General features: G+C 69.7%; 20 protein-coding genes. 11 read left to right on the top strand and 9 right to left on the bottom strand.

Going from position 1 to position 19,048, the window contains the following annotated elements:
* Nucleotides 1-19: 19 nt before the first annotated feature.
* Nucleotides 20-835 (bottom strand): DUF72 domain-containing protein, encoded by an 816-nt coding sequence (locus G4H71_RS11735; protein WP_072738488.1) that lies wholly within the window; start codon nucleotides 833-835, stop codon nucleotides 20-22.
* Between the two features lie 71 nt (nucleotides 836-906).
* Between G4H71_RS11735 and G4H71_RS11730 the strand changes: the two genes are divergently transcribed.
* The gene (locus G4H71_RS11730; RefSeq protein WP_072738489.1) at nucleotides 907-1,758 is read left to right on the top strand and encodes an LLM class F420-dependent oxidoreductase; all 852 of its coding nucleotides are present in this window, start codon (nucleotides 907-909) and stop codon (nucleotides 1,756-1,758) included.
* 193 nt (nucleotides 1,759-1,951) lie between these two features.
* Complete coding sequence (locus tag G4H71_RS11725) at nucleotides 1,952-3,349, top strand: ABC1 kinase family protein (protein ID WP_072738490.1); 1,398 nt, start codon at nucleotides 1,952-1,954, stop codon at nucleotides 3,347-3,349.
* Nucleotides 3,350-3,385: 36 nt separating this feature from the next.
* On the opposite strand, the gene G4H71_RS11720 is transcribed toward G4H71_RS11725, so the two are convergent.
* Nucleotides 3,386-3,976, bottom strand: coding sequence for a TetR/AcrR family transcriptional regulator (locus G4H71_RS11720; protein WP_072738491.1), 591 nt, complete (start codon nucleotides 3,974-3,976; stop codon nucleotides 3,386-3,388).
* Nucleotides 3,977-4,075: 99 nt separating this feature from the next.
* Between G4H71_RS11720 and G4H71_RS11715 the strand changes: the two genes are divergently transcribed.
* Both G4H71_RS11715 and G4H71_RS11710 read left to right on the top strand, forming a co-directional pair.
* Nucleotides 4,076-5,191, top strand: a complete 1,116-nt coding sequence (locus G4H71_RS11715) for an NAD(P)H-dependent flavin oxidoreductase (protein WP_072738492.1) — start codon at nucleotides 4,076-4,078, stop codon at nucleotides 5,189-5,191.
* The gene (locus tag G4H71_RS11710; RefSeq protein ID WP_072738493.1) at nucleotides 5,188-5,802 is read left to right on the top strand and encodes a flavodoxin family protein; all 615 of its coding nucleotides are present in this window, start codon (nucleotides 5,188-5,190) and stop codon (nucleotides 5,800-5,802) included. The genes G4H71_RS11715 and G4H71_RS11710 overlap by 4 nt, the downstream gene beginning before the upstream one ends.
* 13 nt (nucleotides 5,803-5,815) lie before the next feature.
* Here the strand turns inward: G4H71_RS11710 and G4H71_RS11705 are convergent, their stop codons facing one another.
* A complete protein-coding gene (locus G4H71_RS11705; RefSeq protein ID WP_072738494.1) occupies nucleotides 5,816-6,412 on the bottom strand; it encodes a TetR/AcrR family transcriptional regulator in 597 nt (198 codons plus the stop codon).
* Between the two features lie 60 nt (nucleotides 6,413-6,472).
* On the opposite strand from G4H71_RS11705, the gene G4H71_RS11700 reads away from it, so the two are divergent.
* Complete coding sequence (locus G4H71_RS11700) at nucleotides 6,473-7,402, top strand: SMP-30/gluconolactonase/LRE family protein (RefSeq protein ID WP_072738495.1); 930 nt, start codon at nucleotides 6,473-6,475, stop codon at nucleotides 7,400-7,402.
* 59 nt (nucleotides 7,403-7,461) lie between these two features.
* On the opposite strand, the gene G4H71_RS11695 is transcribed toward G4H71_RS11700, so the two are convergent.
* The gene (locus G4H71_RS11695) at nucleotides 7,462-8,325 is read right to left on the bottom strand and encodes a spermidine synthase (RefSeq protein WP_072738496.1); all 864 of its coding nucleotides are present in this window, start codon (nucleotides 8,323-8,325) and stop codon (nucleotides 7,462-7,464) included.
* Between the two features lie 128 nt (nucleotides 8,326-8,453).
* Here G4H71_RS11695 and G4H71_RS11690 point away from each other — a divergent pair, with 128 nt between their 5' ends.
* Nucleotides 8,454-8,801, top strand: coding sequence for a hypothetical protein (locus tag G4H71_RS11690; RefSeq protein ID WP_246442223.1), 348 nt, complete (start codon nucleotides 8,454-8,456; stop codon nucleotides 8,799-8,801).
* 48 nt (nucleotides 8,802-8,849) lie between these two features.
* Nucleotides 8,850-9,665 (top strand): arylamine N-acetyltransferase family protein, encoded by an 816-nt coding sequence (locus G4H71_RS11685; protein ID WP_072738497.1) that lies wholly within the window; start codon nucleotides 8,850-8,852, stop codon nucleotides 9,663-9,665.
* Between the two features lie 13 nt (nucleotides 9,666-9,678).
* On the opposite strand, the gene G4H71_RS11680 is transcribed toward G4H71_RS11685, so the two are convergent.
* Together G4H71_RS11680 and G4H71_RS11675 are read right to left on the bottom strand one after the other, a co-directional pair.
* Nucleotides 9,679-10,140: a phosphoribosyltransferase gene (locus tag G4H71_RS11680; RefSeq protein ID WP_072738498.1), complete on the bottom strand. Its 462-nt coding sequence runs from the start codon at nucleotides 10,138-10,140 to the stop codon at nucleotides 9,679-9,681.
* Between the two features lie 20 nt (nucleotides 10,141-10,160).
* A complete protein-coding gene (locus tag G4H71_RS11675; RefSeq protein ID WP_072738499.1) occupies nucleotides 10,161-11,699 on the bottom strand; it encodes an FAD-binding protein in 1,539 nt (512 codons plus the stop codon).
* Nucleotides 11,700-11,881: 182 nt separating this feature from the next.
* Between G4H71_RS11675 and G4H71_RS11670 the strand changes: the two genes are divergently transcribed.
* Both G4H71_RS11670 and G4H71_RS11665 read left to right on the top strand, forming a co-directional pair.
* A complete protein-coding gene (locus G4H71_RS11670) occupies nucleotides 11,882-12,871 on the top strand; it encodes an LLM class flavin-dependent oxidoreductase (RefSeq protein WP_072738500.1) in 990 nt (329 codons plus the stop codon).
* Nucleotides 12,868-13,200: a TraR/DksA family transcriptional regulator gene (locus G4H71_RS11665; protein ID WP_072738501.1), complete on the top strand. Its 333-nt coding sequence runs from the start codon at nucleotides 12,868-12,870 to the stop codon at nucleotides 13,198-13,200. The genes G4H71_RS11670 and G4H71_RS11665 overlap by 4 nt, the downstream gene beginning before the upstream one ends.
* Before the next feature lie 22 nt (nucleotides 13,201-13,222).
* Here G4H71_RS11665 and G4H71_RS11660 read toward each other — a convergent pair whose 3' ends face one another.
* The gene (locus tag G4H71_RS11660) at nucleotides 13,223-14,380 is read right to left on the bottom strand and encodes a lipase family protein (RefSeq protein WP_083343130.1); all 1,158 of its coding nucleotides are present in this window, start codon (nucleotides 14,378-14,380) and stop codon (nucleotides 13,223-13,225) included.
* A 52-nt stretch (nucleotides 14,381-14,432) separates the two neighbouring features.
* On the opposite strand from G4H71_RS11660, the gene G4H71_RS11655 reads away from it, so the two are divergent.
* Nucleotides 14,433-14,927: a CinA family protein gene (locus G4H71_RS11655; RefSeq protein WP_072738600.1), complete on the top strand. Its 495-nt coding sequence runs from the start codon at nucleotides 14,433-14,435 to the stop codon at nucleotides 14,925-14,927.
* 34 nt (nucleotides 14,928-14,961) lie between these two features.
* On the opposite strand, the gene G4H71_RS11650 is transcribed toward G4H71_RS11655, so the two are convergent.
* Nucleotides 14,962-16,452, bottom strand: coding sequence for an amidohydrolase family protein (locus tag G4H71_RS11650; RefSeq protein WP_072738502.1), 1,491 nt, complete (start codon nucleotides 16,450-16,452; stop codon nucleotides 14,962-14,964).
* A complete protein-coding gene (locus tag G4H71_RS11645) occupies nucleotides 16,440-17,780 on the bottom strand; it encodes a cytosine permease (RefSeq protein ID WP_072738503.1) in 1,341 nt (446 codons plus the stop codon). Before G4H71_RS11645 ends, G4H71_RS11650 begins: the two co-directional genes overlap by 13 nt.
* 184 nt (nucleotides 17,781-17,964) lie before the next feature.
* On the opposite strand from G4H71_RS11645, the gene G4H71_RS11640 reads away from it, so the two are divergent.
* Complete coding sequence (locus G4H71_RS11640) at nucleotides 17,965-19,047, top strand: PucR family transcriptional regulator (protein ID WP_072738504.1); 1,083 nt, start codon at nucleotides 17,965-17,967, stop codon at nucleotides 19,045-19,047.
* Nucleotide 19,048 lies beyond the last annotated feature (1 nt).

Genomic DNA, 19,048 nt, shown 5'->3' with positions numbered 1-19,048 from the left:
GGTCCATTCGTCGAGCGACTCACACCACGAGCCGGTCCAGCCGCCGGGCATCCCGCGGCGCGAAGCCCTTCATGTCGTTGTCGAAATAGGCGTACACGTCGCGGCCGTCGGCGACGTACGCCCGGATGTGGCTCGCCCACCGGTCCAACGCCTCGGCCGTGTAGCCGCTCGCATACAACTCGCGGTCGCCGTGGAGGCGAAGGTACGCGAACTCCTCTGCCGGAGAATCGATCACCGGGTAGCGGCCCGCTGTGTCGGCGAGGACTACGGCCACCTCGTGCCGCTCGAACAGCGCGCGGGCGGGCGCCGTGTCGAAACTCGGGTGGCGCACCTCGATCGCGTGCCGCACCGGCACATCCGCCACGACATCGAGGTACACCCGATCCCCGGAGACCTTCTCGCCGTGCCGGGCACCGAGTGCTGCCGCGTCCGTGGTGCTGCGCGGAAGCTGCTGCAGAAAGGCGCCCAGCAGGTCGGCATCGAACTGCAGCGTCGGGGGCAACTGCCACAGCAGTGGCCCCAGCTTGGGCCCGAGCGCCAACACCCCGGAGGCGAAGAAGTTGGCGAGTGCCTCGGTCACGTCCCGCAACCGCTCGACATGGGTGATGTAGCGGCCGCCCTTCACCGCGAACACGAACTCGGCGGGCGTCTCGTCCCGCCACCGGGCATAACTCGACGGCTTCTGCAGCGCGTAGAAGGATCCGTTGATCTCGATCGACGCCAGTCGCTCCGCCGCGTAGGCCAGTTCTCGTCGACGAGGCAACCCCGCCGGATAGAAGTCGCCCCGCCACCCCGGGTATGTCCACCCCGAGATTCCGATGCGGGCCCGAGCCATCCTCACAGCCTAGGACGACGCCCCGCGCGTGAAACGGAATCCCGGGCAAGCCCGGCGGGTTGAATCGGAGCATGACCGATTCAGGAGCGACCACACCCCCACTCGGAACATTCGGTGTCTGGCGCACGGCCTACGGGCTCACGCCGCGACAGGGCACGGAGATCGAGAAGCTCGGCTACGGGACCCTGTGGGTCGGCGGCTCGCCGGCGGCCGACCTCGGCATCGTCGAAGAACTGCTCGACGCCACCGATCACCTCACGATCGCCACCGGGATCGTGAACATCTGGACGGCGCCCGCCGCCGACATCGCCGAGTCCTACCACCGGATCGAACGGCGTCACCCGGGCCGCTTCCTGCTCGGTATCGGCGTCGGCCACCGGGAACAGGGCCAGGCCTATCGGGCGCCGTACGCCTCGCTGATCGAGTATCTCGACGTTCTCGACGCGGCCGGGGTGCCGAGCGAGCGACGCGTCCTCGCCGCGCTCGGGCCGAAGGTGCTCGAGTTGTCGGCGACCCGCGCCGCGGGAGCACACCCGTACCTGACCACGCCGCGCCACACGCACGACGCCCGCGCGATTCTCGGCCCGGACAAGATCCTCGCTCCCGAGGAGAAGGTGATGCTCGGAACCGACCCGGCCGTGGCGCGGCCGATCGGACGCGATGCCGTCGAGAACCCCTACCTGCACCTGCGCAACTACGTGAACAACCTGAAGCGGCTCGGGTACCGGGACGAGGACCTCGCCGACGGCGGCAGCGACGCGCTGATCGACGCGCTCGTCGCGCACGGCGATGCCCCCGCGGTGGCCGGGCAGCTGCGCCTGCATCTGGACGCCGGGGCCGATCATGTGGCAATCCAGGTACTTCCTGCACCGGACGATCCGATCCCTGCGCTGCGCGAACTGGCCGCTGAGCTGGGTATTTGACGGCTTCCGGCTACCGGTCCGGACGCGGAGTTCGGCCGTAGCTGTGATCCGGGCTACCGTTGCGGGCAACACCTCGGTAAGAAAGAGAATCGTGGGAACTACAGCCTCCGACGCAGGCCCGGGCCGGTCGAGCACCGGCCGGCCGAGCCCTGTCCCGCAGGAACCCGGTCCTTCGCACGGAAGGGAACAGCACGTGCCGCAGTCCCGACCGGTCGGCCCGTTCGCGGGCGGGCCGCCTGCCGAGGCCCTGACGGTGCATTCGGAGCCGCTCGAGCGGTTCCGGCTGGCCGAGATCTCGCGCGCGCTGGTCATCGCCGTCGCGGTCGTGGTGCACACGCTGTGGGCACTGCTCACGTGGGCGGTCCGGCCGCGAGGCAGACGCGCGGTGGACGTGGCCTGCGAGGGCATCGTCAACGGCTTCGAGGCGCTGGGCCCGACGTTCGTCAAGCTCGGCCAGCTCATGGCGTCGTCGTCCGGCGTGTTCCCCGCGCCCCTGGCGAACGCCTGTCTCCGCTGCCTGGACGACGTCCCGCCGGTGTCGGCCGAGAAGGCCCGTCGAGTCGTCGAGGAGGACCTCGGGTACCCCGTCGACGAGTTGTTCGACGAGTTCGACGACCGTCCGCTGGCCGCCGCGTCGGTGGCACAGGTGCACGCGTGCACCCTGCCCGACGGCCGCAAGGCCGTGCTCAAGGTCCAGCGTCCCGACATCTTCCGGCGCATGGTGGTGGACCTGCGTACGGCGTACTGGGGAGCACGTCATCTCGAGCGGCTCGAGTTCTTCCGGATCGCGAACGCCACCGCGATCATCCGGGACCTGCACGCGGCCACGATGACGGAGCTCAACAGTGCCGTCGAAGCGGACCGGCAGGCCCGGTTCCGGGAGAACATCGGTGCCTTCGGCGACAACAAGGGCGTCACCACCCCGGAGATCTACTGGGACTACTGCGGGCCGCACGTGATCTGCATGGAGCGCATGTACGGCATTCCGCTGGATCGCTTCGACGATCTCCACCACCTGGACACCCGGATGCTCATCCGACGCGGGGTCAAGGTCTGGATCGAGGCGGTCCTGTTGCACGGCCCGTTCCACGGCGACGTGCACGCCGGAAACCTGTGGGTCCTCGAGGACGGCCGCATGACGCTGCTCGACTTCGGCATCGTCGGTGAGCTTCCCGAGGAATGGCGCCTGATCCTGCGCTCCCTCTTCTACGCCACGCTCATCGACGGGGACTTCGCGAAGGTTGCCCAGGGAATCCGGGCCCTCGGGTATGCCGTCGACCACAAGGCCACCGACGAGGAGATCGGCAGGCAGGTCGCGTTCGCTCTCACCCCGATCCTCACTCGCGACCTCGGCGAGCTGAAGATCAGTGACCTGATCGGCGCTCTGGTGGCGATCGGCAAGAAGTGGGGCGTGGCCAGCCCCGAGGAGATGGTGCTGTTCGGCAAGCAGCTCGGATACTTCGAGCGGTACGCCACCCAGCTCGCACCCGGCTGGATCCTCGGCCAGGATCTGTACCTCTTCCGCAACGTCTTCCCGGACGAGGTCGCCGCGAAGGCGGCCGAACGCGGCGAGGTTCTCCCCGCCGACTAGCCGCGACCGGAACTGCGGCACCCTCGACCGGCCTCGTCAGGCGATCAGGCGCCGCAGCTGGTCCCAGAGGCCGTCGAGCGAGCCGGTGTCGTTCCGGAGTTTCGCGAACAGTACGACACCCTCGAGCTGCGCCAGCAGGGCGGCCGCGACGTCGCGGACCTGCGTCTCCGGTACCAGTTCCCCGGCCGCCACGGCCTCGTCGAGGACGTCGGCGACCAACGTCGTCTGCTCGTCGAAGACCGCCTCGAGGTCTGCCCTGATGTCGGGATCGCGAGTGGACAGTTCCAACGACAGGTTCGCGAAGAGGCAGCCGTTGATCGCGCCGCCCGCGGCCTGCTCGGAACGGAGATCGTCCGCCTGCATCGCGAAGAGTGCCTCCAGCCGGTCCAGGGGGGCTCCCGGGCCGGTGAGCCGGGCGATCCACCTGGCTCGCTCGGTGGCCCAGTGGCCCTCGATCACCGTGCGGGTCAGGGCCTGTTTGGACTCGAAGTAGTGGTAGAAGCTGCCCTTGCGGACGTCCGCGGCAGCGCACACCTCTGCCACGCCGACGGCGGAGTACCCACGATCCCGGATCATGCCGCAGGCGGCGTCGAGGATGCGTTCGCGTGCGTCACTGGTCCGTCCCACGGGCCCACGATACAACCCTCTCGTTGCATTTAGTTGACCGGTCGTCTAGTTTCAATTCCGAGCCGGGACCCGACCGGCCGGACAAGGAGGCCGAACCTCGTGAACGACTGGACACGAACACCATTCACCGACCTGCTCGGCGTGCGATATCCGATCGTGCAGGGCCCCTTCGGGGGCGGAATCTCCCGCATCGCTCTCACCGCCGCAGTCTCCGAGGCCGGCGGCCTCGGTTCCTTCGGGGCCCACCATCTGCACCCGCATGAGGTGGACGCGACGATCGCCCGGCTGCAGGCGAGCACCGACCGGCCGTTCGCGGTGAACCTGTGGGTGCCCCTGCCCGGGGAACCGACGAGGCTCGACCCGCTCGTCCACCGACATCGGTCCGCGTCGCTGGCGCCGTGGTTCCGTCGCGTGGGCCTCGCCCCGGAAGACCACTCCGCGCCGGCTGCCGTCGACTTCGAGGCGCAGGTGGACGCCGTGCTCGCACGGAAGCCCGCCGTGTTCAGCTTCGTGTTCGGAGTCCCCCGTGCCGAGATTCTCGCCGAGTGCCGGCGACTGGGCATCAGAACGGTCGGCGCGGCAACCCATCTCGACGAGGGGCTCGCATTGCAGGATGCGGGTGTGGACGCCGTCGTCGCCTCCGGATACGAGGCGGGAGGGCACCGGCCGGCGTTCCTGCGCCCGGGCGGCGACACGATGGCCACCGGGCCACTGACGGCCCGGCTGTCGGCCGCACTCACCGTGCCGGTGATCGCCGCAGGAGGCATCACCGACGGGCGCGGCGTCGCATCCGCCATGATCCTGGGGGCCGCCGCGGTACAGCTGGGTACCGCGTTCCTCGCCACCGACCAATCGGGAGCACCGGAAGTACACAAGGAGATACTGCGGTCACCCCGAGCCCGATACACCACGCTCACCCGGGCGTTCTCCGGCCGGCTCGCCCGCGGTGTCCGGAACGAATTCCTCGACGAGCAGACCGATTCCGACGGTCTCCTGCCCTACCCGCAACAGTCCTGGGTCACCGCACCGCTCCGCGCGGCCGCCGCAGCACGAGGCGACGCCGAACTCCTCGCACTGTGGTCCGGTCAGGGCGCGCCGGTCTCCGCCGACCGGCGAGACGCCACCGAGGTGTTCGAGTACCTCGTCGCCGACACCGCCCGAACACTCGCCACAGCCACCGGCAGCCGAACCGAATCGAAAGCAGTCACGTCATGAGCATCGTCACCGTCGCCGTCGTCTTCCACAGTGGCTACGGCCACACCGCTCGCCAAGCGGAATCCGTTGCCCGCGGGGCATCCTCGGTACCGAACGTCCGTGTGCACCTGCTCGACGTCACCGACCGCGGTGCGGACTTCTGGACAATCCTCGACAGTGCGGACGCCCTCGTCTTCGGCGCACCCACCTACATGGGCAGCGCGTCCGCGGAGTTCCGCCGGTTCGCCGAGGAGTCGGCGACGGCGTGGTCGTCGCAGGCGTGGCGAGACAAGTACGCGGCCGGCTTCACCAACTCGGCCGGCGTCAACGGGGACAAACTGAGCACGCTGCAGAGCTTCGTGGTCCTTGCCGCGCAGCACGGAATGCACTGGGTCAGTCTGGGTCTGCCGCCCGGCTGGCTGTACTCCGCGAACGGCTCCGCGGAGGACCTGAACCGGCTCGGCGGCTTCCTCGGTGCCATGGCGCAGTCTCCGTCGGATGCGCCACCGGCCGTATCGCCGTCCGATTCGGACCTACGGACAGCGGAGCACCTCGGCCGACGGGTGGCCTCGACGGTGTCGACCGCCCGCGGCCGGGAACATGCGGTCGCGGGAGCGCCGGCCGAGGCGTAGTGCCGAGGGGTGGTCAGACCCGCAGGGCTCGGCTCGCCACCTCGACCACCGACCACGCCTCGTCCCGGTCCAACGGACGGTGTCCCGCCAGCCACCGGTACATCAACGGACCGAGGAGCAGATCCCGCACCATCTCGGCGGGTACGTCGGCGCTCATCTGCCCCGCCTGCACGGCGAGTTCGACCAACTGCTCCACCGCGGCGCTCCGCCGGGAGAAGCAGTCGCCGGTGAGCGCCTCGGCGAGCGTCGGATCGTGCTGTGCCTCGGCCCGGATCACGAACACGGTGTCGGCGAAACCGGATCGGGACAGCGCGAGGACGTACTCGACGGCGAGTGCCTGCAGATCGCGCAGGGCATCGCCGGTGAGGTCGACGGCGACGGTGGGAACGGCCTCGCCCAGCACCGCCGCGACCATCGCGGCCTTGTTCGGCCAGCGTCGGTAGATCGTCGCGCGAGTGACCGAGGCCGCGGTCGCCACCGCGTCCACCGTCAGGCTCGCGTAGCCCCGGGCCGCGAGTATTCCGAGGACCGCCTCGGAGATCCGCGCGTCGACCCCGGGGCTGCGCGGGCGTCCACGCGCGCGCTTGTCCTCGGGCGTGCGGGCAGGCATACTCTCACCCTACTTTCAATACAGTTCGTATCGTAAAGATACGGCGAGGAGGGAGCACTCATGACCGAGCGAGCGGCCCGCCGGGCCGGAGCAGCCGTGGCGGGTGTCGCGGCGATCGGGCTGGCACTCGCCGCCGTGCCTGCGGCTACCGCGCAGGAGCCGGGCACCGCGCCCACGTCCTGTGCAGACGCCGCGTCCGCCGTCGAGATCGGCGCGGGCGTCCCCCTCCTCGACTGGTCGGAGAACGTCGGCTTCGACGGCGACGGCAATCTCTGGGTGTCCCGGGTGCTCCGCGGCGAGGTCCAGCGCCATGACGAGACCGGCGCGGTGACCGCGTCCGTCGCCGTCGACTCCCCCGGTGCCATCCGCCTCGGCCCCGACGGCCTGCTGTACGTCACCTTCGGCGACACCGTCACCAACATGCTCCCCGGCGTCGACGGCGGCGGCGTCGTCCGATTCGACCCCTCCGCAACGGATCCGGTCGTCGAGGAGTTCGTCACCGGGCTCGGCATGGCCAACGGCGCGGATTTCGACGAGGACGGGAACCTGTACGTCGCCGATACCGGATCCGGAGTCGTCCGGATCGGAACCGACGGCGTGGTGGACACGGAATGGTCGGCGCAGACGCAGCGCTTCATGGTCAACGGCGTCGCGGTACGGGACGGGTCCGTGTACGTCACGGTGATGCACACCGGCGAAATCCTGCGGATTCCGATCGATGATCCCGCGAACCCGGCGGTCGTCGCCCGGACGACGCTCGGGACGACGCCGATTTCCGCCGTTCCCGACGACCTCGCGTTCGGGGCCGACGGGGCGCTGTACGTCGCCACCTCGATCGGGCGTCTGGTACGCGTCGACCCGGACAGCGGAGCCGGTTGCACGGTGGCGGCCGGCGAGCCGCTCACGTCCGTCGTCACGATTCCCGGCACCCCCGACCTCGCCGTGGGCACCCTGGCCGGGAACATCCTCCGCGTCACCCCGGCCTCCTGATCCCTCCCCGCGCAGGGTGATCGGACCCTTCGGCTCGTCAGATCGGTCGAATGGTCCCTTCACCCGGGAGGGGTGGGGGTGGAAGCAGGAGGGTCGAGGAGGGGGCGGGAGGTGCCGGCGAAATGGCGCACCTGCTCGTCCTGCCAGACATGGGCGGGCACGGCGCCGCCGAGCAGGTCCCGGGCCAGGCCGGGCGACCGACCCAGCGGCGCGTCGCTTCCGGCGAGCACGATGTTCCCGTACCGGCGGCCCTTGAGCATCGCCGGATCCGCGACGGCCACGGTGTGGGTGAACACCGCCCCGAGGGTGGCCGCCTCCCGCCGGGCGGTGGTCAGGTCGCGGTGGTCTCCGCAGTTGACGACGTACATCCCGCCGGGAGCGAGCACGCGGCGCACGTGCCGGGTGAACTCGAGGGTGGTCAGCGGCTCCGGAGTGACCTCGCCGGCGAAGACGTCGCGGATGACCAGGTCGCGCGTCGCTTCCGTCAACGACTCGGTCACCTCCCGGGCCTCGCCCACCCGGATGCGCAGACGCGGTGCCCGGGGCAGGTCGAACCAGGTGCGGACGAGTTCGGCCAGCTTGCCGTCGATCTCGACGACCACCTGCCGCGACTGCGGGTACACCGCGGCCACGTGCCGCGCCAGCGAACAGGCCCCACCACCCAGGTGCAGGGCGCGCAGCCGGGCATCGACCGGCCACCGCTCCCGCACCAGCATTGCGATCCAGCGCATGTACTCGAAGTCGAGCCGTTGCGGATCGGACAGGTTCACGTGGGAACTCTCCACCCCGTTGACCTTCACCACCCACCCCTGGGGGTGCAGGGAGTCCGCGACCAATTCGCAGGTTCCGGTGTCGATCGGATAGACACCGGGAGTGGGGCCGGCGTCCTCGGCCCCCGCGCGCGGCCTGCGCTGCCTGCCCATCGCTGCTGATCCTCCGAACCGTGCCGCCGTGGAATCCGGGGTGTGCCCGGGGCGTGCACTGCCACGATACTTCCCTCTACCGTGGCGGAAGCGGACAGCGCACCCGGAGAAAGTGAGGCGAGGATCCCGTGGCAATCGAGAGCGACCCCGAGAGGGAACCCGAGGTCGACTTCGCGCACACCGAGCAGGCCGCACGCAACCGCCAGGAGAAGGCCGTCGGCATCGCGCGGTACGTGTGGGATCGGGCGATCGCCCCGGACGAACTACTCGCGATGCCGGAGGAGACGTTGCGCAAGCTCGCCCGCGCCGCCGAGGCACATCCGCCGCGCTCACGCGAAACCTGGACCGCCGTCGCCGACCTGCTGGACCGGAAGACCCGATGGGCGACGCAGCATCCCGACCATCCGGCCTCGGTACCGGCCCACGCCGACGAGAAGATCATGTGGGTCAAGCCGCCCATCACGCCCTGGACCTGAACCGGGCTGCCCCGACCGACGGTCCCCGGTCCGACCTACACTGACCGGATGGGCTCTCCCGAACTGGACCGGTACCTGCACCGCATCGCCTACACGGGCCCGCTCGCGCCGACCCTGGAGACGCTGAACGGCATTGTGCAGCACCATGTCCGATCCATTCCCTTCGAGAACCTCGATCCGTTCCTGGGGACACCGAACCGGCTCGACCTCCCGTCGTTGCGGGCGAAGCTGGTCGACCGGCGCCGCGGCGGCTACTGCTTCGAACAGAACCTGCTGCTCGCCGACGTCCTCACCGAGCTCGGATACTCGCTCGAGCGCCTCGCGGCCCGGGTGCTGTGGGGAGTCACCGACGGCGAGGTGCGTCCCCGCACCCACATGCTGCTGCTCGTCGACGTCGAAGGTGATCGCCGCGTCGTCGACGTCGGGTTCGGCGGCATGACCCTCACCGGCACGCTGACCCTCGAACCGGGAGTCGAGCAGCCGACACCGCTCGAACCGTTCCGGCTGACCAGGCTCGGCGACGAGTACGTCCAGGAAGTGCTCGTCTCCGGCGAATGGCGGCAGGTGTACCGCTTCGACCTGCACGGTCAGCATCCGGTCGACTACGTGCCGACCAACTGGTACCTGTCGACACACCCGGAATCGCATTTCGTCACCGGCCTCGTCGCGGCCCGCGCCACGGAAGACCGCCGCTACGCCCTACTCGGACGGCGACTCACGGTGCACCCTCGCGACGGCGAATCGACGCGCCGCTTCCTCGAGTCGCCGGCGGAGTTGCGCGCCGCACTCGAGGGAGATTTCGGGATCGACACGTCGGGGATGGATCTCGACGGAGCCTTCACGCGGCTCCCTCATCCCCGCTGACTCCCCGACCAGCTCAGCGGATCGTCGGAAGCGAACTCCACGGGAAATCGATCCACCGGTCGGTCTCCCGCCACGAATAGTCCGGGGCCACGACGGTGCGGGGCTTGGTGTAGATCACCGCGGAGCGGACCTCGCTCGCGTGCACGGTCAGCAGATCGAGAACCAGATCCAGCGTCCGTCCGGAATCCGCCACGTCGTCGACGACCAGGAGCTTCTTGTCCACGAGAGCGTTCGTGTCGAGCAGTGGTTCGAGCACCACCGGGTCCGGGAGGGTCTCCTCGATGTCGCTGTAGAACTCGACGTTGAGGGTGCCGGACGCCTTGATCCCCATCGCGTAGGCGATCGCGCCGGCGGGGATGAGCCCGCCGCGCGCGATCGCGATGACGATGTCCGGCCGGTACCCGCTGCCCACGACGTCGGCGGCCACCTCCCGAGCAGCCGTCCCGAACGTGTCCCAGGTGAGTACCTCGCGCATGGAGATCGAGGATACGGGCGTCAGGGGGTGGCAGCCATGTCTCGGACGGCGAGGTGGCTGAACAGCATGCTCGCGCCGATCGGGTTGCCACCGCCGGGATACACGGTGCCGCTCGCGGCCGCCATCGTGTTACCGGCGGCGTACAGGCCGGGGATCGGCGTACCGCTCGCATCCACCACCCGCGCCGAGGTGTCGGTGCGCAACCCACCCTTCGTACCCAGGTCGGAGATGCCGAACGCCGCCGCGTGGAACGGCCCCTGGTCGATCGGGACCAGCGGGGATCCGCCGCCGGCGAAGGCCCGGTCGTAGGGCTCGTCTCCGCGACCGAAGTCCTCGTCGACGCCCTTCTCCGCCATCTTGTTGTAGCGGGCCACGGATTCGACGAGGGCATCGGCGGGCACGCCGATCTGTTCGGCGAGTTCCTCGAGGCTGTCCGCCGTCTTCCACAGCCCTGCCGCGACGAACTCCTCGGTAGCCACCATGGGGACGTTCGACGCGTGAACGGGCGGGACGTCACCTTCCTTGTGGTCGTAGATCATCCAGTACGGCAGGGTGACGGTGCCCTCGTCCATCCGCTCGATGATGTCGCGGCCGAGCCGGTCGTACGGAGCGGATTCGTTGACGAAACGCCTTCCCGCGTCGTCCACGAAGATGCCTCCGGTGAACCACAGCGCGAAGGCCGAGCGGCCGTCCGGATGGGTCATGCCCGGTGACCACCAGGCCTGGTCCATCAGGTCGGTGTCTGCCCCCGCCTCGATCCCGGCCACGTGAGCCTTGCCGAGGTTGCCCCACGGCCCCATCGTGTCCCGCGCGACGCCGGGGACCCCGTATCGGGTACGCAGTTCGTCGTTGGCCTCGAATCCACCGGCCGCCAGGAGCACCCCGCGGCGCGCCCTGATCGCGCGACGCCGCCCGTCGTGCTCCACGATCGCGCCGACGACCCGTCCGTCCTCGACCACGACCTCCTCCAGCGAGGTGTTCAGATGGGTCCGGGCCTGCGGGTACGTCGAGAGGGCGAGCAGGAATCGACCGATCAGCGATTGCCCACCGATGAGCATGTCCGGCAACGGTTCCCCGAGCCGATCGGTACCCAGCGGAGGCCGCAGATCGGCGCGCAGCTCGCCGATGTCGGCCGCCGGGATCGGCGTCGGCGCGATGTGCCGGCCCTCGGCGCTGGCCTTGGGTGCCTTGCCGAAATAGTCCGGCCACGGCAGTACGTCGAAGGAGAAGTGCTCGTCCTGCTCGAGATAGTCGATGAGCGGGGCGCCACCGGTGACGTAGGCGTCCTGCAACTCGCGGGGAGTCCGGTCGCCGACGACGGCGTGGAAGTACGTGAGCGCGTCGTCGATCGTGTCGGTGGTACCCGCGCGGCGGAGCACCGCATTGGTCGGGAACCACACGCCGCCTCCGCCCGAGTACGCGGTCGTGCCGCCGAACTTGTCGGTCGCCTCCACCAACGTCACCGCCAGGCCCTCACGGGCAGCCGTGTAGGCGCCGCAGCAGCCGCCACCCCCCGAACCGACCACCAGTACGTCGCACTCTTCGTTCCACTCCACCATTGCTGCCTCTCCTGCGTGCCTTCGAGCCGGGTGGCTCCGACGCTAGGCGCAGCCGTGAGCTGCGACACACGAACGTCCCGATGACCGGGAAGTCCGCTCGGGAATACCGGCACCGACCTCGTCGTTTCCCACAGAGGCCCGACAACTGATTTCCGGGCCGCCGACGAAAGGTGCCCGCTGCCGTGACCGTTCCACTCTCGATCCTCGACCTCGTCTTCATCCGCGACGGCGGCACCGCCCGCGAGAGCTTCGAGGCGAGCGTGCAGCTGGCGCGGCTGGCGGAGGCGCGCGGCTACCGACGCGTCTGGTACGCCGAGCACCACAACATGGCGAGCATCGCCTCCTCCGCCACCAGCGTGCTCATTGCGCACGTCGCGGCGCACACCGAGACGATCCGGCTCGGCGCCGGCGGCGTGATGTTGCCGAACCACTCCCCGCTCACCATCGCCGAGCAGTTCGGGACACTCGAGACCCTGCACCCGGGGCGGATCGACCTCGGGCTCGGGCGCGCACCCGGTTCGGACCAGAAGACGATGTACGCGCTGCGGCGCGAGCCCGCATCGGCCGACCGGTTCCCGCAGGACGTCCTGGAACTCCAGGCGTACTTGGCGGGGAACTCGCGGATCCCCGGGGTCGACGCGATTCCCGGCAAGGGCACGAACGTGCCCCTCTACATTCTGGGCTCGTCCATGTTCGGGGCGCAGTTGGCAGCCAAGTTCGGCCTGCCCTATGCGATGGCCTCGCACTTCGCTCCCGACCTGCTCACCGAGGCGGTGCGGGTGTACCGCGAACAGTTCACTCCCTCGGAGCAACTCGACGCCCCGTACGTCATCGCCGGAGTCAACGCGATCGCCGCGGACTCCGCCGCCGACGCGCACCGGCAACACGAGGATGCCGCGCGACGACGCGTCGCCGCGATGGTCGGCCGCGGGCGCACGTTCACCTCGGAGGAGGTGGATCTGATCATGACTTCTCCTGCGGCCCAGCAGATTCTGGGTATGCTGCGGTACACCGCGATCGGCACCCCGGCAGAGGTGAAGGACTACCTCGACTCGTTCGCCGAGCATGCGCAGGCGGACGAGTTGATCGTCGTGTCCCACTCCCACGAACTCGAGGATCGGCTGCGCACGTTCGACCTGATCGCCGACGTGACACAGCCGGCGATGTCGTGACCACTCCCGGCGAGCGGCTCGCCACGGAACGCGCGGACGTGGAGCGGCGTCTGGCGTCGCTGGTCCGGCGCCGGGACGCGATCCTCGAAGGCTCCCAGCTGACCACGGACGACGACGAACACGATCCCGAGGGTTCCACCATCGCCTTCGAGCGCGCGCAGGTGGCCGGCCTGATCGCGGATGCCCGACGCGAACTCGAGGAACTCGACACCGCCGAGTCCCGTCTCGCCGCGGGACGTTACGGGCACTGCGAAGGGTGCGGGCAGGTCATCGGCGCCGAGCGGCTCGACGCCCTGCCCGCGGCCAGGCTCTGCATCGACTGCGCCTGAGGCCCTTCAGCCGGGCAGCAGGTCAGTCGAACAGGCCGGCGACGAACGGGATCGCATCGGCCTGCGACTCGATCAACGTGCCGCTGTGGTCCGCGTCGTACATTCTGAAGGTCACCGGCTCCCCGTTCGCGGTGAGCTGCGCGACCAGCGACAGCGCCGACGGTGCCGGCACATCCGTGTCGGTGATCCCCTGGCCGATGAAGAACGGGCGGTCGTACCCGCTGGTCGGAACGCCCATGTAGTCCACCAGCAGACCGTGGTAGTTCGGAATCTCGCTCAGCGGTCGCGAGAACAGGTCGCCGATCACCACACCCTTCGCGGCCTCCTGCAGGTCGCCGACACAGAGACGTTCCGCCAGGTCCACGTAGTGGGCGCCGGTCGGGGTGAGATACGTGTCGAGGGCGATCTCCGGATGCGCGGCACGGAGACCCGCCAGGATGTAGAAGACGTACGAGGTGATGCCGGCGGGCAGGGCCACCGGAGGCACCCCCGGCCCCAGCGGCAGCAACGTCAGCTCGATATTCGCGGGCACGCCGGTACCCACCGCGCCCCGGTAGTCCAGGTCCGGTCCGCCGAACTCGGTGGCGTACCGGGCTGTGGTGATCGCGGCGCCACCACCCTGCGACTGACCGACGACGGCCCATCGATTCGACAGCGACGGATCGATGTCGCGGGCGGCCTTCACCGAATCGACGACGCTGTGCGCCTCGACCTTTCCGTCCAGGTACGGCATCACCCCCGGCGTGCCGAGACCGACGTAGTCGGTGGCGACGATCGCGTAGCCCTCGTCGAGCCACCGGCCCAGGTACGGGTAGTCGCGCTCCGGCAGGCCGGGACCGATCCGGGACGGCGCGCACTCGTCGGCGAGACCGGAGGTGCCGTGAGCCCAGGCGATGACCGGCCAGCCGCCCTCGGGCGCTGGTCCCTCCGGTACGAACATCGCGCCCGTGCTGAGGGCCGGCTGCCCGTCCGAGCCGACTGACCAGTAAGTGATCTGCCGCGCGTCCGCGGTGCCCGGGATCCAGAGGTGGTGCGGCAGGGGCGAGTAATCGACGACGGTTCCGGCGGTGGTGTCCTGCGCGAGGGCGAGCGGGGCGGCGTACACGCCGGCGGAGACGGCGAGGCCTGCGGACACGATGCCCGCCGCGACACGCGCGCGGACGGTGACGGTGCGACTCATTCTCACACCGTATGCCGTCGGCCGCACGCGGGGAACGCCTATTCTCCACTCCATGGCGGACAGCGAGACAGCGGATACCGAGTTGGGCGCCCTCGCCGAGTCCGTATCCCGGGTGGCAATCGACGCCGGCCTGCAGATCGCCACCGCGGAGTCGCTGACCGGCGGCCGACTCGCCGCCGCACTCGCCGCCTCGGCGCACTCGTCACGATGGTTCCGCGGTGGCATCGTCGCCTACTCCTCCGAGGTCAAACACACACTGCTGCGGGTGCCCGCGGGACCGGTGGTGTGTGAGGACGCCGCGGCCGCCATGGCGGAGACCACGGCCGAACTCCTCGGCGCGGACCTGACGCTGTCCGTGACCGGCGCGGGCGGCCCCGACCCACAGGACGGATGCCCGCCGGGCACGGTGTGGTTCGGGGTACACGCTCCCGGGCGGGACCACACCGAGGTCCACCGCTACGACGGGGAACCGGCACACGTCGTCGAGGTCACCGTGCGGCATGCCCTGGAACTGTTGCTCTCGCACTGCTCGGAAGGGTCGGCGTAGAGAAGACGGGCCTCACGCTCGGAGCCGAATCACCTCACCTCCCGGCAGTCAGCGGGTACGCGACCGCCTCGCGATACATCCGGGTGAACGGCTCGTGCAGAACCGAATTGGCCCGGTCCACCGCGTCCTGCCATTCGGCGATGCGCGGCATCATCGCGCGGAACTCGCGCAGGATCGCCTCCTGGTCGACCGTGGTCACCTGCCCGTGATCGACCACCCTGCGACCGTCCACGTAGACGTATTCGAGCGAGGAACCGTTCTCCGAGTACACCCATTGGTGGTCCAGGCGCGAACGCGGCGTGAAGGCGAGAGTGGTGAGGTCGTAGACGAGGAAGTCGGCCCGCTTTCCCACCTCGAGCGAACCCACGGTGTCGCCGAGGCGCGCCGTGCGCGCTCCCCCGACGGTGGCCGCCGTGAGCACTTCCTCGACGCGGGGCCACCGGTCCGGGTCGGGATCGGTGATCTTGTGGACCAGAGCCGCCGCCTTGGCGACTTCGAGGATGCGGGGTGTGTCGCTGCTCGAGCATCCGTCGGTGCCCAGGCCCAACGTCACTCCCCGATCGTGATATGCCCGCCACGGGGCGAGCCCCGAACCCAGCTTCATGTTCGAGAGCGGGTTGTGCGAGACCGAGACACCGTGTTCGGCGACGATGTCGATGTCCGAATCCGTCAGCCAGATCCCGTGGGCGAAAGTCGTGTTCGGCGACAGCGCGTCGAGGTCCCGCAGATACTCGACGAACGTCGTCCCGTGCAGGAGGTCGGCGGTGACCGCCTGTGTCCTGGTCTCCAGTACGTGGATGTGGCACTCGGCGTCTCGAGCGACAGCGAGCTCGGTGGCGCCGCGGAGCAGATCGGGCGTGCACCGCTGCGGGGCCGACGGGGCGAGCATGTAGCGCAATCGTCCACCGCCCGTGCGGTCGTGGCTCGCGAACGCCTCCCGGCTGAACGCGAGGTACTCGTCGGCGGTGAGCAGGCTCTGCCCACCTACCTCGCGCACGATCTCGTCCGGTAGCCACCGGGTGACGAACGGGAGTGTGTCGAGGAACGGAACGTTGATGACGTGCCCGGAGACGTTGGCCCGGATGCCGACCTCGTCGTAGGCACCGAATACGGCGGCCAACTGCCCGGCGCTCTGGCCGGGAGTCTCGAGGACGTCATCCACGAGCGTCGTGACACCGGACGTGAGGCTCTCCATCGCGAACACGAGGCTCCGGAGCCGGACCACGTCCGCCGGGAGCGGCTCGATGCCGAGAATCGGATACGAGTACAGCATCCACAGTTCGAGCGGAAGATTGTCGTAGCGGCCCTTGTACAGCGTCTCCCAACTGTGGGTGTGCGCGTTCACGAGGCCCGGGGTGACGAGTCGGTCGGTGCCGTCGATCACGGTGTCGCCCTCCCGAATTGCCACGGAATCGCCTATCTCGGCGATCACGCCCCCCTCGATCCGGATGCTGCGGGTCACGGGCGTCGCCCCGGTGTCCCGGTCCATCGTGATGACGTCGGCGTCGACGATCACGGTTGCCATCTGTCCACTCCTGCCTGTTCGGTGTGCGAACTCTCCGCCGCGACGTCGGGGAACAGACGTCCCACGACGAGAGCGGCGACCAGGGCCACGACGAGTCCCTGGATCGCGGGGCTGCCGGTGTCGGTGAGCGCCCCGGCGAGCGCGGCGGCCACACCGAGTAGGTACGCGAGGAGGCCGGGGAGCCGGATCTGTGGTGCGTCCGCCACCGCACGCGCCGGGTCGAGACGAGCGACGGAGGTGAAGTACAGGCCGATCATCACTCCTCCGAGCGGCGGGATCATCACCCCGACGACGACGAGGTAGTCGAGGATCGAGTCGGCGATCCCACTGATCGCGAGCACGATGCCCAGGACGACTCCGCCGACGACGAACGGGCGTTTGTCGTTGCGCTCGAACAACTCTGCGCCCGCCACTCCGAACGCGTAGGCGGTGTTGTCGTTGGTGGTCCACAGGTTCGCGACGAGCAGCACGAGGGCAACCGCGACGAGGCCCATGGCGAGCAGGAGTTCGGCGAAGTCCGCGATGCCGTAGCTGATCGCGCCCACCCCGCCGAAGAACAGCATGGCGAACTGCACGACCACGACGGCACCCGCGACGAGACCCGCGGTCCCGGCGGCGGTCCGGCCGAAGCGGGTCCAGTTGCCCATCTGCGTCCCGCCGCTGATGAAGGTCCCGATCATCATGCTGATCGCCGCCCCCATCGACACCGGCTCACCCGACGGCCCCGTCCCGGCGAGTCCGGGCCAGCCGCCTGCCTCGCCGACTGCCCTGGCGAGCACCCACACGCACAGAACGGTCATGAGCGGGACCGAGATCCACGACAGGATCTCGATGCCCTTGAAGCCGTAGTAGGCCGTCACTGCCATGACGATGCCACCTACGACGACGACGGGCCACGTGATCGACCATCCGAAGGCCGCGGCGACGAGATTGCCGAGGATCCCGATCGTGATGGCGTACCAGACGACCTGGGTGCCGCCGAGGAGCAGACACGCCCACTTACCGCCCAGCCGCCCGAGTGTGGCGCGGGCGAGCAGGACGGTCGACAGCCCCGATCGGGTGGACAGCCAGCCGAGCGTGGTGATGTACACGGCGAGGAAGGCGGTGGCCGCGGCCGCTGCGAGGACGAAGGAGCCGAAGCCGAGCGGAGCCGCCACCTGACCGGCGGTCACCATCGTCGGTGTGAAGAACAGGAACCCGGCGACCACGATCGCCACCTGCCACCGTCCCTGACGGTAGGCGGGCGGGACGGGGTCGAGCGGGAAGTCCGGATCGACGATGCGGCCCGGCCGCCTGTCGGCCTGCGGCGGAGATGCTGCGATATCCATGGGAACGCTCCGGGAACTCGTGCGACGGGTGTACGGGTGTGGGGGAAACGTAGGGACTCGCACGCGGCCCGGGGAAGCACCGGGCGCGAAGACTGGAGCCGGCTACAACCCGGACGGTCAGGGCTGTACTCGACGGACACTGCCGCGTTACCTGGCCACAACACGGCCGCCGTACCTTACGGCCGTGTCCATCCTGTCCTCGGCCTCCGTCGTCGTGCGGGATCTCCTCGTCCCCGACGCACTGCCCCTCCTACGCGTGGTCGGTGGCGACGAGGGCCTCGACTCGGCGGTGACCTCGACCTACGCCACCGAACTCCCGCGCCCCGGCGGATACGTGCCGCGCGGTGCGCTCGTGTTCACCACCGGGCTCGTCCTCACCGACGACGCCGCGGTCCGCCGCTTCACCCGGGACTGCATCGACGCCGGGGCGTCCGCCATCGGGTTCGGCACCGAGATCGCCTGGCCGCACGTTCCCGAAGGCCTGCGTGTGGACGCCGGGTCGGCGGGCATCGTGGTACTCGAGATCCCCCCGACGCTCGCCTTCGCGCGGATCGACGACTACTTCGACGGCCTGCGCATCACCCGCCAGCTCGTCGCGGAGCGCCGGCTTGCGGTCGGGCGTCTACTGGATGCGGTACGGAAGGGCTGGGCGAACACGTCGGTCCTCGCTCCCGAACTGCACCGGGTGATCCGGCCCGGCCAGGACGTTCTCGTCGTCTGCCTGGACGCCGACGCGCGTCCGGAGGTCGTGCTCGGTGGCGACTACCCGGTGGGACTCCTCGACGGGGTCCTGACGGCCATCGTGCCGAATCCACCGGGCGGCGAGATCCGGCGCGCACTCCCGGATCCACACGGCGTGGGCGGTCCGGTCCCGATCGGCTACGTGGCGAGTGCGATGGACGAGGCGCTCGCCGCGTTCCGGCTCTCCGAGCGGCGCGGGCTGCCCTCCTCCGGGCGCGACACGGCCACCCTGGCGGCGCTGATCGGACGGCTGCGCGCCGACCAGTCGGCGCCGTTCCACCACCACGTCTACCTCCCCCTCGCGCGGCACGACCACAGGCACGGGACCTTCCTGGTGGCAACGCTCCGCGCCTTCCACGCGGCGGACGGCTCGTTGGGGCTCGCGGCCGAGGCCCTGCACGTGCACCCCAACACCGTCCGCAACCGGCTGGAGAAGGCGGAGTCGATCACCGGCCGGTCACTGCGCGACGTGGCAGGTCGGGCGGCGCTCGCCATCGCGCTGTCGACGGCGGACGGCACCACCTGAC

It is taken from the genome of Rhodococcus triatomae (assembly GCF_014217785.1).
In the GTDB taxonomy this organism is placed as follows: Bacteria; Actinomycetota; Actinomycetes; order Mycobacteriales; family Mycobacteriaceae; genus Rhodococcus_F; species Rhodococcus_F triatomae.
The sequence above is the reverse complement of the archived record's forward strand: the minus strand, read 5'-3'. Positions and strand labels throughout refer to the sequence as shown.